This window comes from Pseudomonas sp. S3_A03 (assembly GCF_054668275.1).
Map to the genome: position 1 here is coordinate 2,888,589 of NZ_CP162753.1, position 12,953 is coordinate 2,901,541.

At 60.6% G+C, this 12,953-nt stretch carries 8 protein-coding genes, 2 tRNA genes and 1 pseudogene; 8 read left to right on the forward strand and 3 right to left on the reverse strand.

Annotated elements, in window-relative coordinates:
* Positions 1–18: 18 nt before the first annotated feature.
* Both AB4O25_RS13185 and AB4O25_RS13190 read right to left on the reverse strand, forming a co-directional pair.
* On the reverse strand, positions 19–750 hold the full coding sequence (locus AB4O25_RS13185) for a HugZ family pyridoxamine 5'-phosphate oxidase (RefSeq protein ID WP_017529278.1): 732 nt from the start codon (positions 748–750) through the stop codon (positions 19–21).
* A 94-nt stretch (positions 751–844) separates the two neighbouring features.
* Positions 845–1,852 (reverse strand): DUF481 domain-containing protein, encoded by a 1,008-nt coding sequence (locus AB4O25_RS13190; protein ID WP_065876666.1) that lies wholly within the window; start codon positions 1,850–1,852, stop codon positions 845–847.
* Between the two features lie 209 nt (positions 1,853–2,061).
* Here AB4O25_RS13190 and AB4O25_RS13195 point away from each other — a divergent pair, with 209 nt between their 5' ends.
* From AB4O25_RS13195 to AB4O25_RS13210, 4 genes are all read left to right on the forward strand, one after another.
* Positions 2,062–2,376, forward strand: coding sequence for an MGMT family protein (locus AB4O25_RS13195; RefSeq protein ID WP_050554005.1), 315 nt, complete (start codon positions 2,062–2,064; stop codon positions 2,374–2,376).
* 43 nt (positions 2,377–2,419) lie between these two features.
* Entirely contained in the window at positions 2,420–3,952 is a 1,533-nt protein-coding gene (locus tag AB4O25_RS13200; RefSeq protein ID WP_017529281.1) for an AmpG family muropeptide MFS transporter, read from the forward strand.
* Between the two features lie 191 nt (positions 3,953–4,143).
* Positions 4,144–5,859, forward strand: coding sequence for a proline--tRNA ligase (locus AB4O25_RS13205; RefSeq protein ID WP_017529282.1), 1,716 nt, complete (start codon positions 4,144–4,146; stop codon positions 5,857–5,859).
* Between the two features lie 20 nt (positions 5,860–5,879).
* Positions 5,880–6,851, forward strand: a complete 972-nt coding sequence (locus tag AB4O25_RS13210) for a hypothetical protein (RefSeq protein WP_460150920.1) — start codon at positions 5,880–5,882, stop codon at positions 6,849–6,851.
* Between the two features lie 108 nt (positions 6,852–6,959).
* Here AB4O25_RS13210 and dinB read toward each other — a convergent pair.
* Positions 6,960–8,017 (reverse strand): annotated as a pseudogene (gene dinB / locus AB4O25_RS13215) (DNA polymerase IV).
* A 278-nt stretch (positions 8,018–8,295) separates the two neighbouring features.
* Between dinB and AB4O25_RS13220 the strand changes: the two are divergent.
* The 4 genes from AB4O25_RS13220 to AB4O25_RS13235 all read left to right on the forward strand — a co-directional run bounded on the left by AB4O25_RS13220 (position 8,296) and on the right by AB4O25_RS13235 (position 12,835).
* Positions 8,296–8,372: transfer RNA gene (locus AB4O25_RS13220), tRNA-Met, on the forward strand.
* Between the two features lie 198 nt (positions 8,373–8,570).
* Positions 8,571–8,647 (forward strand) — tRNA-Met (locus tag AB4O25_RS13225).
* Between the two features lie 265 nt (positions 8,648–8,912).
* A complete protein-coding gene (mprF, locus tag AB4O25_RS13230) occupies positions 8,913–11,555 on the forward strand; it encodes a bifunctional lysylphosphatidylglycerol flippase/synthetase MprF (protein WP_460150921.1) in 2,643 nt (880 codons plus the stop codon).
* Positions 11,555–12,835 (forward strand): virulence factor family protein, encoded by a 1,281-nt coding sequence (locus tag AB4O25_RS13235; RefSeq protein WP_017529967.1) that lies wholly within the window; start codon positions 11,555–11,557, stop codon positions 12,833–12,835. Before mprF ends, AB4O25_RS13235 begins: the two co-directional genes overlap by 1 nt.
* Positions 12,836–12,953 lie beyond the last annotated feature (118 nt).

Genomic DNA, 12,953 nt, shown 5'->3' on the forward strand with positions numbered 1-12,953 from the left:
CGCCACCCCTGCCTGAATTCAAGCTGAAGCCGGTTCTTTTTTTGGCCATGCCTGGGCATGAGCCAATGAAACGAGGGCTTCGCGCACTTGTGTCGGAGTGTTGCAAGACTCGGCAAAGGGCAACCAGTACAGTGATTGGCCAATGCGCAGGTGCATGCCCTCGCTGTCGATGCCGGCCAGTTGCGCCGGCTCGGAGGCGGGCAGCCCCGCCAGGTCGACATAGTGAGCAATTGCCTTGGCGTGATCGCTGTTCATGTGGTCGACCATACTGCGCTCGGCCTTGCCGAAGAACGGGTTGGCCAGGCTCAACTGGTCGATCCAGTGAATCGCGCCAAAGCCGCCGATATAGCGGTGGCGAACCGGCTTGAGCACCCAAAAGTCGAAATCGTGAGCCTTGTGGTAATTGGCCGAATCAGGAAAGTAGCGGTAGTAACGCTCGGCGGCCGCTTCAATGGCAGCGGTGTCTTCCAGCTTCTCGGCTTCGGCCAGATAGGTCAGGCGCCCCACCGCCTGCACATCATCCGCCTCGCGCTCGCCCACCAACAGCGAGCACTTGGGGTCTTTCTGCAGGTTGTGGGTGTGTTGGGCGATGCGGCTGATCAGGATCAGCGGGCGGCCCAGTTCGTCCAGGCAGTAAGGCACCACCGAACCGAACGGGAAGCCAGGCATGGCCTTGGATAATGTGGAGAGGGCTCCACGGTATTCCTTGAGCAACAGCTCTCGGGCGTTCTTGGCAACCTGTGCGCTCAACGTATGACTCCTCGGGTATTCAGCCGCCCACAGTCTATGGGAATCGATCTCAACACACGGTAATCAATATACGCACCGGTTGCCAGGGACTCGATTACCAGGCCACGCCGAAGCCTGCGGTGTAGCGGGTCTTGCTCAAGCTGCTTTCGGAGTCGCCGCTGATCATGTCGCGCTCGGCCTTGAGGTTGAGCGATGCCCATTCGGTGACTTTGTAGCGCAGGCCCATCTCAGCATCGAGAGAGTAGTCGACGGGCCCATCGATCGGCCGGCCCAGTTCCCCATTGGTGAAGAACTCGACGGTCTTGCCCACCAGGTAGCGGTTGTAATTCCATTTCATGGCCACCGAATAGAAGTTGTCTTTACCGCCTTCGGCATATTCATAGTCGGTACGGTTGACCAGCGAACCAAGGGAGAACGCCCCCAACTCGTCGTCCCAGAACTGGTACCCCGGGCCGGTACCGACGGTGCGTTGGCGGGCGAGGTCTTCGACTTTGTCGCGCTTGTAGGTCAAACGCCCCTGCCAGAACCAGTGCTCGGTGAGGAAACGGTCCAGGTCGTATTCCAGCGCCCAGTTGTCCGTGGTGCTCACATCATCCTGGAACTCGCGGTTGTATTCGCCCTGGCCAGTGTGACGCCATTGGCCATGACGCGCGGTGGTCTTGAAATCGATGTCGTAATCGTTGGTATCTTTCTCGGCGCGCTTATAGTCCAGCGCCATGTCGACGTTGCCCTTCCACACCAGGTCTTCAATCACCGGCTTGGGCTTGATGATTTGCTGGATGCTGGCCAGTTCGACGGTCTTGGGCGCCTCGCCATTGGCCAGCACTACTTTGCCGTCATCCGCAGCCTGCAGGGACTTGGCCTTTTCGCCGGTATAGGCATCCTGCTTGACCAGCAGTTCCTGGTCACTTTCCAGGGTCTTGACCTGCTTCCAGTCCACCGGGATGGCGCCGGCGTAATCGGTCTGGATCAACAGCTTACCGCCGTCGAAGACCTTGATCTTGCCGGTCAGGCGGTCACCGTTCTTCAACCAGACGGTGTCTGCTAGCAAGGGGGTTGAGGCGCTGAGAACAGCTAGGCACAGCAGGGTTCTGGACAACATAAGCGTATTCGAGGCTCGGGCTTTGGCAAAAGAGGGCATTATCGTGTTAGATAACGTCTGAGCAAGGACTGACTCAAGGATCGGGGTTGAGTTCAACGCTCACCACCATGTTTACAGACGTTTCTTACAAATATGCCGACGATTTCAACGGATCGCGCCATAAACCGGATAGCACCACAGTGAATCAATCAGCCCAAACCCCCGCCGAAATGCGCCGCACCGCGCTCTACCTGACTTTGGCGCAAGTCCCCGCTGGCTGCGTGGTGAGCTACGGCGAACTGGCGCAACTGGCTGGGCTGGGGCGCGCGGCTCGGTGGGTCGGGCGCACCTTGAGCCAACTGCCCGAGGACAGCCGACTGCCCTGGCACCGCGTGCTGGGTGCCGGTGGTCGGATAAGTCTGCCGGCGGGCAGTGCCTCGGGCGACGAGCAGCGCGCGCGTTTGCGCGATGAAGGCGTCACGGTGCGCAACAATCGCGTGGATATTCAGCGCCATGGCTGGCGCCCGGTAGAGCACAGCGGTTAGAGTGCGCGCTTTGTTTTCGCAAACCTGAGGCAGACTCCAGCCCATGCCCCGTAAAACCTGGCGCGCCGCGCTCGCTGCCTATGCCAGCCCCTCGACGTTAGTGCTGTTGTTGCTCGGCTTTGCCGCCGGCTTGCCTTACATGTTGGTGTTCTCGACGCTTTCGGTGTGGCTGCGCGAGGCCGGTGTGGCCCGCGAGACCATCGGCTATGCAAGCCTGATCGGTTTGGCGTACGCCTTCAAATGGGTCTGGTCGCCGCTGCTCGACCAATGGCGCCTGCCGCTGCTCGGCAAACTCGGACGTCGACGTTCCTGGCTGGTCTTGTCCCAGTCGCTGGTGATCCTCGGATTGATCGGCATGGGCTTCTGCGACCCACAGAAACACCTGTCCTGGCTGATCGCTATTGCCGTGGTCGTGGCCTTCGCCTCCGCCACCCAAGACATCGCGGTCGATGCCTATCGCCTGGAAATCGCCGACGACAGCCGCCAGGCCGCCTTGGCCGCCAGCTATATGTCCGGCTACCGCATCGCCGCCCTGCTGGCCACGGCCGGCGCGCTGTTCTTTGCCGAAGGCTTCGGCTCCACCGGTTTCAACTATAAACACGCGGCCTGGACCGGCACCTACGTGCTGTTCGGCGTGCTGATGATCCCGGCGCTGCTGACCACGCTGCTCATGCGCGAACCGAATGTGCCATTGCGCACCCAGTTGCAGGCCGGACGCTACAGTTTTGTGCACCAACTGGTATCGGTGTTTGTGCTGATTGTGCTGCTGGTGTCGGTTCCGGCGATGTTTACCCAACTGTTCAACACCGATTTCGCCAGTGTACTGTTCCAGGGTGTCAGCCTGTGGGACCTGCTGATGGAAGACCGCGCCTTCCTGCGCGCCATCCTCTATATCACGCTGACCGCCTTATGCCTTTCGGCCATGGGCCGCCGTGGGCTTGCGCCGGTGCTGACGCCGGTCAATGACTTTATCCTGCGCTACCGCTGGCAGGCCCTGCTGTTGCTGGGGTTGATCGCCACCTATCGCATGTCCGACACCGTGATGGGCGTGATGGCCAACGTGTTCTATATCGACCAGGGCTTTACCAAGGACCAGATTGCCGGGGTCAGCAAGATCTTCGGCCTGATCATGACCCTGCTCGGCGCCGGCATGGGCGGCCTGTTGATCGTGCGTTTCGGCATCCTGCCGATCCTGTTTATCGGCGGTGTGACGTCGGCCGGCACCAACCTGCTGTTCGTGATGCTTGCCGACATGGGCCCGGACCTGCAGATGCTGATCTTCACCATCTCCCTGGACAACTTCAGCTCGGGCCTGGCCACGTCGGCGTTTGTGGCCTACCTGTCGAGCCTGACCAACCTCAAGTTCTCCGCCACCCAATATGCGCTGCTCAGCTCGATCATGCTGTTGCTGCCACGCCTCATCGGCGGGTATTCGGGCGTGATGGTGGAGAAGTTCGGCTATCACAACTTCTTTATGATTACCTGCCTGCTGGGTGTGCCAACGCTGCTGCTGATTGCGTTGCACTGGTATCAGGAAAACCGGCGGATTCGGTTGAACCCACCCGCCGAAGACTGACACAACTCGGTCAATGTGGGAGGGGGCTTGCTCCCGATAGCGGTGGGCCAGTGCGCTATAAGCGCCTGACCCTGCTATCGGGAGCAAGCCCCCTCCCACAGACCCCTCTGCATTCTGACGCCTGTACTCCAGCAGTTTGCGCCCGTACAATCCCAAGTCATTTCAAGCCCAGCAACCGACAACGGCCTACCATGCGCACCAGTCAATATTTGCTCGCCACACAGAAAGAAACGCCTTCCGACGCGGTCGTGATCAGCCATCAGTTGATGCTGCGCGCCGGCATGATCCGCAAACTGGCCTCGGGCCTGTACACCTGGTTGCCCATGGGCTTGAAGGTGATGCGCAAGGTCGAAGCCATCGTTCGTGAAGAAATGAACGCTGCCGGTTCTCTGGAAGTGTTGATGCCGAGCACCCAACCGGCTGAACTGTGGCAGGAATCCGGGCGCTGGGAAGAGTACGGCCCTGAGTTGCTGCGCTTCAAGGACCGTCATGGCCGCGACTTCTGCGCCGGCCCGACCCATGAAGAAGTGATCACCGACCTGATGCGCAACGAGCTGAGCAGCTACAAACAGCTGCCGCTGAACCTGTATCAGATCCAGACCAAATTCCGTGATGAAATCCGCCCACGCTTCGGTTTGATGCGCGGCCGTGAGTTCATCATGAAGGACGCCTATTCGTTCCACGCCGACCAGGCTTCGCTGCAGGCGACCTACGACCGCATGCACCAGGCCTACTGCAACGTATTCACACGCCTGGGCCTGAAGTTCCGCGCGGTTGAAGCGGACAACGGTTCCATCGGCGGCGCCGGCTCCCACGAGTTCCACGTGCTGGCCGAGTCCGGCGAAGACGACATCGCCTTCAGCAACGGCTCCGACTACGCGGCGAATATCGAGAAAGCCGAAGCCGTGCCGCGTGAAACCTCGCGCCCAGCCCCAACTGAAGAGCTGCGCCTGGTGGATACCCCGGACACCAAGACCATCGCGGCCCTGGTGGAGAAATTCAATCTGCCGATTGAAAAGACCATCAAGACCCTGATCGTGCACGCCGAGGAAGAAGGCAAGCTGATCGCCCTGGTGATCCGTGGCGACCACGAACTCAACGAAATCAAGGCGGCCCAGCAACCTGGCGTGGCCAGCCCGCTGGTCATGGCCACCGATGCCGAACTGCGCGACGCCATTGGCGCCGGCGCCGGTTCCCTCGGCCCGCTGAACCTGCCGCTGCCGATCATCATCGACCGCTCGGTCGAACTGATGAGCGATTTCGGCATCGGCGCGAACATCGACGACAAGCACTACTTCGGCGTGAACTGGGAGCGAGACCTGCCGGTGCCGACCGTGGCCGACCTGCGCAACGTCGTGGCCGGTGACCCAAGCCCGGATGGCAAGGGCACCCTGGAAATCAAGCGCGGCATCGAAGTCGGGCACATCTTCCAGTTGGGCAACAAGTACAGCAAGGCGATGAAGTGCGAAGTGCTGGGCGAAAACGGCAAGCCGATCACCCTGGACATGGGTTGCTACGGCATTGGCGTGTCCCGCGTGGTTGCCGCTGCCATCGAGCAGAACAACGACGAGAAAGGCATCATCTGGAGTGACGCCCTGGCGCCGTTCCAGGTTGCCCTGGTGCCGCTGCGTTACGAAACCGAGCAAGTACGCGAAGCCACCGACAAACTGTATGCCGAACTCACGGCAGCCGGTTTTGAAGTGTTGCTCGATGACCGGGACAAGAAAACCAGCCCGGGCATCAAGTTCGCCGACATGGAACTGATTGGCATCCCACACCGCATCGTGGTCAGTGACCGCGGCCTGGCTGATGGCAATCTGGAATACAAGAGCCGGACCGAAGCCGAAGCCCAACCGTTGCCGGTGGCTGACGTGCTGTCTTTCCTTCAGGCGCGTATTCGTCGCTGAAAACCAGATCAAGAGAAGTCATGTTCAAGCGAAACACCAGAGCCCTGGGGGGCGCCGCCTTGTGCGGCGCCCTGCTGGTCAGCGGCTGCGCCAACCAGATGTCGCAACGCAGTGAGCACGAGGAGCGGGTCGAGCGTAAGTTGCTCAACCACAGCCTGCAGATCGATGTAGGCGAACCCAAAGTGCTTGAGCTGCCGCAACGCCGGGTGCGCATTCACGAACAGAAGACCTTCGAGGTCACCGAATTCGAAGTCACCCGTCGTTACGACCGCTACACGCCCTACCAACCCTGGCGCAAACTCTATGAGATGCCCCTGGGTGCGGTGGCGCTGGTGGCGGGCGCGGGTGCCAACGTGGCGAATATCTTCGCCCTCGGCCACCTGCCTACCAGCATGACCCACGACTGGCTGACCTACGGCGTGGACGGCCTCAACCCGTTCATGAACGTGCAGTCCCATGGCCGTGCGCAACAGAACCTGGCGGGTATCGATGAAGTCCAGCGCGACAAGCGCGTGGAGTATTCGAGCCTGCCGTGGAGCGAGCGCCCGGTACAGGTCACCGCCGGCAAACAAACCCATGAGCTGACCACCGACCGCAACGGCGTCCTGCGCCTGAACCTGTTGGACAGCCCATTTGCCGAGCAGGACCTGAACCGCATCACCACCTTGAAAATCAGCGTGGAAGATGGCCAGGACGATGTGCATTCGGACTCGACCCTGGCGATCAGCAGCGCCTTGCGCGGCAAATTGCTGGAAGCCCACGGCCTGATCTATGACGACCTGGAAGACGATGAAGTCAGCCAGTGGGTTCACCGGGTCAAGCGCCTCTCGGAGCTGGGCCTGGAAGAAGAAGCCAGCGAACTGGAACAAAGCTTGATCGAACTGACCCGCAATGATCCGGAGTTGCAGCAGGAATTTCTGCAAGCGCTGACCAAGGATGCGGGGCGGTTGGTGGCGGATCCGGAGCACGCTGAGGCTTCAAAAACGCTGTAGATCCAAATGACGGGGGCTTGCTCCCGATAGCGGTGCATCAGCCAGCTTATACATAGCTGACACACCGCAATCGGGAGCAAGCCCCCTCCCACATTTCGACTCCGGTTTCTACCAGGAGAATTCGAGCTGTTCGTTGCCGCCGCTCAAGTCCAGCAGCCGCACACCAATCCCCAACAGCCGCACCGGCTTGCCACCTCGGTTAAATGCCTGGGTCAGCAACTGTTGATAACTCTCCAGATCCCTCCCGCCCCCGCCTGCTCCAATGTCGTTTGGGTAAAGTCATGAAACTTCACCTTCACAAACGGCTTGCCTGCGCGGTAACTGCTGTCGATGCGCGCCATGCGCCCGGCCAGGGTTTCCATCAGTTCGGGGAGTTTTGCCAGGCAACTTGAAAGATCGGGCAGGTCGACGTCGTAGGTATTTTCCACACTGATGGATTGTCGCCGACTGTCGTTGTGCACCAAACGGTCATCGATCCCACGAGCCAGGCTCCAGAGTCGCTCACCAAAACTGCCGAATTCGCGCACCAGCGCCAGCTTGTTCCACTCGCGCAGTTGCAGGCAGTCTTCAATACCCAGGCGCGCCAGCTTATCGGCCGTCACCTTGCCTACACCGTGCAATTTGCTCACGCGCAACTGGGAGACAAAGTCTTCGACCTGGTCCGGGGTAATCACGAACAGGCCGTTGGGCTTTTTCCAGTCGCTGGCGATCTTCGCCAGGAACTTGTTCGGCGCCACCCCTGCGGACACGGTGATGTGCAACTGGTTGGATACCCGCCGGCGAATATCCTGGGCGATACGCGTGGCGCTGCCACCAAAATGCGGACTGTCGGAGACATCGAGGTAGGCCTCATCCAGCGACAAAGGCTCGATCAAATCGGTGTAATCGCGAAAGATCAGCTGGATTTCCTTTGACGCTTCTTTATAGGCATCCATCCGCGGCTTGACGATGGTCAGGTCCGGGCACAGCTTTAAGGCATGGCGCGACGACATGGCCGAGCGCACCCCATAGGCCCGCGCTTCGTAGTTGCAAGTGGCGATCACCCCACGCCGATCCGCCGAGCCCCCCACCGCCAGCGGCTTTTGCGCCAGGCTCGGGTCATCGCGCATCTCGATGGCGGCGTAGAAGCAATCACAGTCGACGTGGATGATTTTGCGCTGAGTCATATAAAAGAGGGCAATCCAACGGGCCGCCAGTATCGCATTCACCCCCTGTATATAGCACCAGTAGTTTGAATCTTCCGTCTGAGCGGTAGGAAAATTCCCAGCTAAATTTATTTTCTCAATCGAATTTGGCATTTCAATAGAGCTGAAAGCCCCGGCCGGACTGGCCCGCAGCGGTCATGCAGCCACTAATGGAGAGCTAACCGATTGAACCACAAGCGCTTTTCTTTCAATCTCGGGTTGACACACTCGCGTTCCTCTGTAGAATGCCGACACACAGACGCGGGATGGAGCAGTCTGGTAGCTCGTCGGGCTCATAACCCGAAGGTCGTCGGTTCAAATCCGGCTCCCGCAACCAAACATCAAAAAAGGCTACTCGAAAGAGTGGCCTTTTTTGTTTTGCCTGGGTGTCAGCTTCCTGATTCGGCCGGCATCGGGGCAAAGTGTTTTCAATCGCGAAGTCAGGTTGCCCGCGCAGTCAATTCACACTTATTTGACCCATTGGTTGATTAACGGTTGACACCTCGGCGTTGGACTGTACAATGCCGCCCACAGACGCGGGATGGAGCAGTCTGGTAGCTCGTCGGGCTCATAACCCGAAGGTCGTCGGTTCAAATCCGGCTCCCGCAACCAAACATCAAAAAAGGCTACTCGAAAGAGTGGCCTTTTTTGTATCCGGCGAAAAAGTTCTTTTGAAACAATGACATGGCATCTTTCATGAAACCGTACAGGGTTTGTAGAGTCCATCTCATCGCAAGCATGCTTACTTCTCTACGACCAATGGCCGCAGTCGCCGCACCCGGTGATCCGCGTTAATATTTGTAATTATTTTGTCCATAGGGATTGGTAACTTGGCTGGATACCTCCATCCTGTCGCGCACAATCCACGAGGTGATTGATGCGCGCCAACTCGTCTGAACCACAAGACACCGTCACAGCAGAACAACCGATCGCTCCCACCCGCTTACGCTGGCTGGATCTGTTGAGCAAATACCGGCAACCCATCGGGCTGGCCGTCACCTTGCTGCTGTTCGCAATTGCCCTGATCGCCTGCCGACACCTGTTGCTGGAACTGGACCTCTACGCCCTCCACGACTCGATCCTGGACGTGCCCAGGCCGGCGCTGCTGGGGGCATTCGCCGCAGCGGTGGCCGGGTTCGTCATTCTGTTGGGCTACGAATTTTCCGGAGCACGTTACGCCGGGGTAAACCTGCCCGCCAAAACCTTGGCCCTGGGCGGCTTTACCGCGTTTGCCATCGGCAATGCCATCGGCCTGTCGATGCTCTCGGGCGGCTCGGTGCGCTACCGTTTATATGCGCGCCATGGCATCGGGGCGTCGGAAGTGGCCCATATGACCGTATTCGCCAGCCTGGCCCTGGGCTGCGCCCTGCCGCCGCTGGCCGCCCTGGCGACACTGAGCAATTTGCCGGCCGCATCGACGTACCTGCATTTGCCGCAAACTGTACTCGGCGGCGTTGCCGGTGCGGTCCTGCTGTTATCGGCGATGCTGTGCATCGGTATTTATCGCCGACGCCTGCCGGAACAACCGTATCCGGACAACCTGCTGGTCAGGGCCGGCCGTCGCACCCTGCGCTTGCCTGGCCGGCGCCTGACGCTCCTGCAACTGGTCATCACCGCACTCGACGTCGCCGCTGCCGCTACTGTTCTTTATATGTTGCTGCCCGAAGCCCTGCCGTTCGGCCCGTTCCTGCTGGTGTACCTGCTGGCCCTGGCCGCCGGTGTACTCAGCCATGTACCGGGTGGCGTGGGGGTGTTCGAGGCGATTCTGCTGGCAGCCTTCGCCGACAAGCTCGGCGCCGCGCCATTGGCCGCCGCCCTGCTGCTGTACCGCATGATCTATGTCGTGCTGCCGCTGCTGATTGCCTGTGTATTCCTGCTGATCAATGAGGCCCAGCGACTGTTCCAGACCCAACAGAGCCTGCGCGTGGCTTCGGGCCTGGCGGCGCCGGTGTTGGCCGTACTGGCTTTTTTGTCCGGCGTGGTCCTACTGTTTTCCGGCGCCACGCCAGAGATCGACTCACGCCTGGAAAACATCGGTTTCCTGATTCCCCACCGCCTGATTGATGCATCGCACTTTGGTGCCAGCCTGATCGGCGTGCTGTGCCTGCTGCTGGCCCAGGGCTTGCGCCGGCGTTTGTCAGCCGCCTGGATGCTGACCATGGTGCTGCTGCTGACGGGCGCCCTGCTCTCGCTGCTCAAGGGTTTCGACTGGGAAGAAGCCAGTCTGATGACCATGACCGCGGTGCTGCTGGCGATCTTCCGGCGCTCGTTCTACCGCGCCAGCCGCCTCACCGAACTGCCGTTCTCGCCGCTCTACCTGGTGGCCAGCGTCTGCGTGCTGGGCGCGTCGATCTGGCTGCTGCTGTTCGCCTATCAAGATGTGCCTTACAGCCATCAACTGTGGTGGCAGTTCACCCTGGACGCCAACGCCCCACGTGGCCTGCGCTCACTGCTCGGGGCTGCGGTGCTGCTGGTGATCGTCTCGCTGACCTGGCTGCTGCGCACTGCTCGCCCGGTGATCCACCTGCCGACGCCGCAAGAGCTGGAGCGCGCCAGCAAGATCCTGATGGCCTCGTCACAGCCCGACGGCGGCCTGGCGCTGACCGGCGACAAGGCGCTGCTGTTCCACCCCAACGACGAAGCCTTCCTGATGTATGCCCGTCGCGGCCGCAGCCTGGTGGCCCTGTACGATCCGATCGGCCCGACCCAACCGCGCGCCGAGATGATCTGGCAGTTCCGTGACCTGTGCGACATCCACCATGCGCGCCCGGTGTTCTACCAGGTGCGGGCGGAGAACCTGCCGTACTACATGGACATCGGCCTTACCGCGATCAAGCTGGGCGAAGAAGCGCGCGTGGACCTCAAACGCTTTGACCTTGAAGCCAAGGGCAAAGAGATGAAGGATTTGCGCTACACCTGGAACCGTGGCACCCGGGACGGCCTGTCCCTGGAGATCTGCGAGCCGGGCACCGCGCCGATGGATGAATTAAAAGTTATCTCGGACGCCTGGCTTACCGGTAAGAATGTGCGCGAAAAAGGCTTTTCCCTGGGACGCTTCAGTGACGACTACCTCAAGCATTTTCGTATCGCGATCATTCGCTTCGAAGGGCGCCCGGTGGCCTTCGCCAACCTGCTCGAGACCTACAACCACGACCTGGCCAGCCTCGACCTGATGCGTGCCCACCCGGACGCGCCCAAGCTGACCATGGAGTTCATGATGGTCGGCCTGATTCAACACTATAAGAATCATGGCTACGCCCGCTTCAGCCTGGGCATGGTGCCATTGTCGGGCCTGCAACCGCGACGGGGCGCGCCATTGACCCAGCGTCTGGGTTCGATGGTGTTCCGTCGTGGCGAGCAACTGTATAACTTCCAAGGTTTGCGCCGCTTCAAAGACAAGTTCCAGCCCGACTGGGAACCCCGCTACATGGCCGTGCCCGCCGGACTGGATCCGCTGGTGGCACTGGCCGATACCGCCGCCCTGATCGCGGGCGGCTTGACTGGATTGGTGAAACGCTGATGATTCGACGCTCCTGGCGGTATGTATTGGCCTTTGTAGTGCTGCTCGCGCTGGTCCTGGGCGGTGGCTTTTGGTTCTGGAACCGCCCTGCCCCGCAGCCGACCCTGGAGCAACTGCCCCAGGCCGATGGTTCGGTGATGACCCGCGTCACTCCGGTCGGCACAGCCAAAGCACGCGTCGCCGTAGCGGTGATGGCCGACGAAACCCTGACCGACAGCCAACTGATGACGCTGAGCCAGGGGGGCAAGGCGCAGATCGTCCAGGTGATCCTGCCAAAAGACGACTGCAAGCTGCAGGAACAAGCGCTGCAAAGCGCCCTGGGCCAGCTCAAGGGCCCGGCGACGCTGGTCAGCGGCATCGGCCCTGGCGCCGCCCTCGCCTGGCGCTGGCTGGCCACCCAGAACGACGACAAGGCCAACGCCATCTCCGTCGGCTTTGCTCTGGTGCAGGAAGGCTGCAAGGACCCGCTGCCCAAGACCGCCGCTCACGGCAACTGGCTGGTGGCGTGGAACGATAACCCTGACGATGAAAGCGCCAGTTTCGTACGCGACACGCCACGCGCGACTACGAGCATCAGCGACTATGACATTCATTACCCGCAAGTCCTGAATAACGAACTGCGCAAGCAACTGGTGGGTTCGGACAACGGCGGGCTGGCGATTCCCGTGGTGGAAGTACCGGCTGGCCAGGCCAAAGACACGGTCACCCTGTTCCTCTCCGGTGACGGCGGCTGGCGTGACCTGGACCGCGACGTAGCGGGTGAAATGGCCAAGATCGGCTACCCGGTGGTCGGCATCGACACCCTGCGCTACTACTGGCAGCACAAAACCCCGGAACAAAGCGCCAAGGACCTCACCGAACTGATGCAGCACTACCGGCAGAAGTGGGGCACCAAGCGCTTCGTACTGACCGGCTATTCGTTCGGCGCCGACGTACTGCCGGCGATCTACAACCGCATGCCGGAGAACGAGCAGCAACGGGTCGATGCGATCATCCTGCTGGCCTTCGCCCGTACCGGCAGCTTTGAGATCGAAGTGGAAGGTTGGCTGGGCAATGCCGGCAAAGAAGCCGCCACCGGGCCGGAAATGGCCAAGCTGCCGCCTGAGAAAGTGGTGTGCATTTATGGCGCCGAAGAAGTCGACGAGAGTGGCTGCACCGACAAGACCGCTGTGGGTGAGGCACTGAAACTGCCAGGTGGGCATCACTTCGACGAGAACTACCCGGCGCTCGCCAAGCGGTTGGTGGATATCATCGTCAAGCACCAGGCCAAGGCCGAATAACCCCAGGCAACACACAGGACCCAATGTGGGAGGGGGCTTGCTCCCGATAGCTAAGTGTCAGTCAACAGCGTTGTGACTGATGCACCGCAATCGGGAGCAAGCCCCTCCCACATTTGCT

Bases quoted from the DNA above. Each gene is read 5' to 3' on its own strand.
- AB4O25_RS13190 (WP_065876666.1), bottom strand. From the start codon at position 1,852: ATGTTGTCCAGAACCCTGCTGTGCCTAGCTGTTCTCAGCGCCTCAACC.
- AB4O25_RS13195 (WP_050554005.1), top strand. From the start codon at position 2,062: ATGCGCCGCACCGCGCTCTACCTGACTTTGGCGCAAGTCCCCGCTGGC.
- AB4O25_RS13200 (WP_017529281.1), top strand. From the start codon at position 2,420: ATGCCCCGTAAAACCTGGCGCGCCGCGCTCGCTGCCTATGCCAGCCCC.
- AB4O25_RS13205 (WP_017529282.1), top strand. From the start codon at position 4,144: ATGCGCACCAGTCAATATTTGCTCGCCACACAGAAAGAAACGCCTTCC.
- AB4O25_RS13210 (WP_460150920.1), top strand. From the start codon at position 5,880: ATGTTCAAGCGAAACACCAGAGCCCTGGGGGGCGCCGCCTTGTGCGGC.
- mprF (WP_460150921.1), top strand. From the start codon at position 8,913: ATGCGCGCCAACTCGTCTGAACCACAAGACACCGTCACAGCAGAACAA.
- AB4O25_RS13235 (WP_017529967.1), top strand. From the start codon at position 11,555: ATGATTCGACGCTCCTGGCGGTATGTATTGGCCTTTGTAGTGCTGCTC.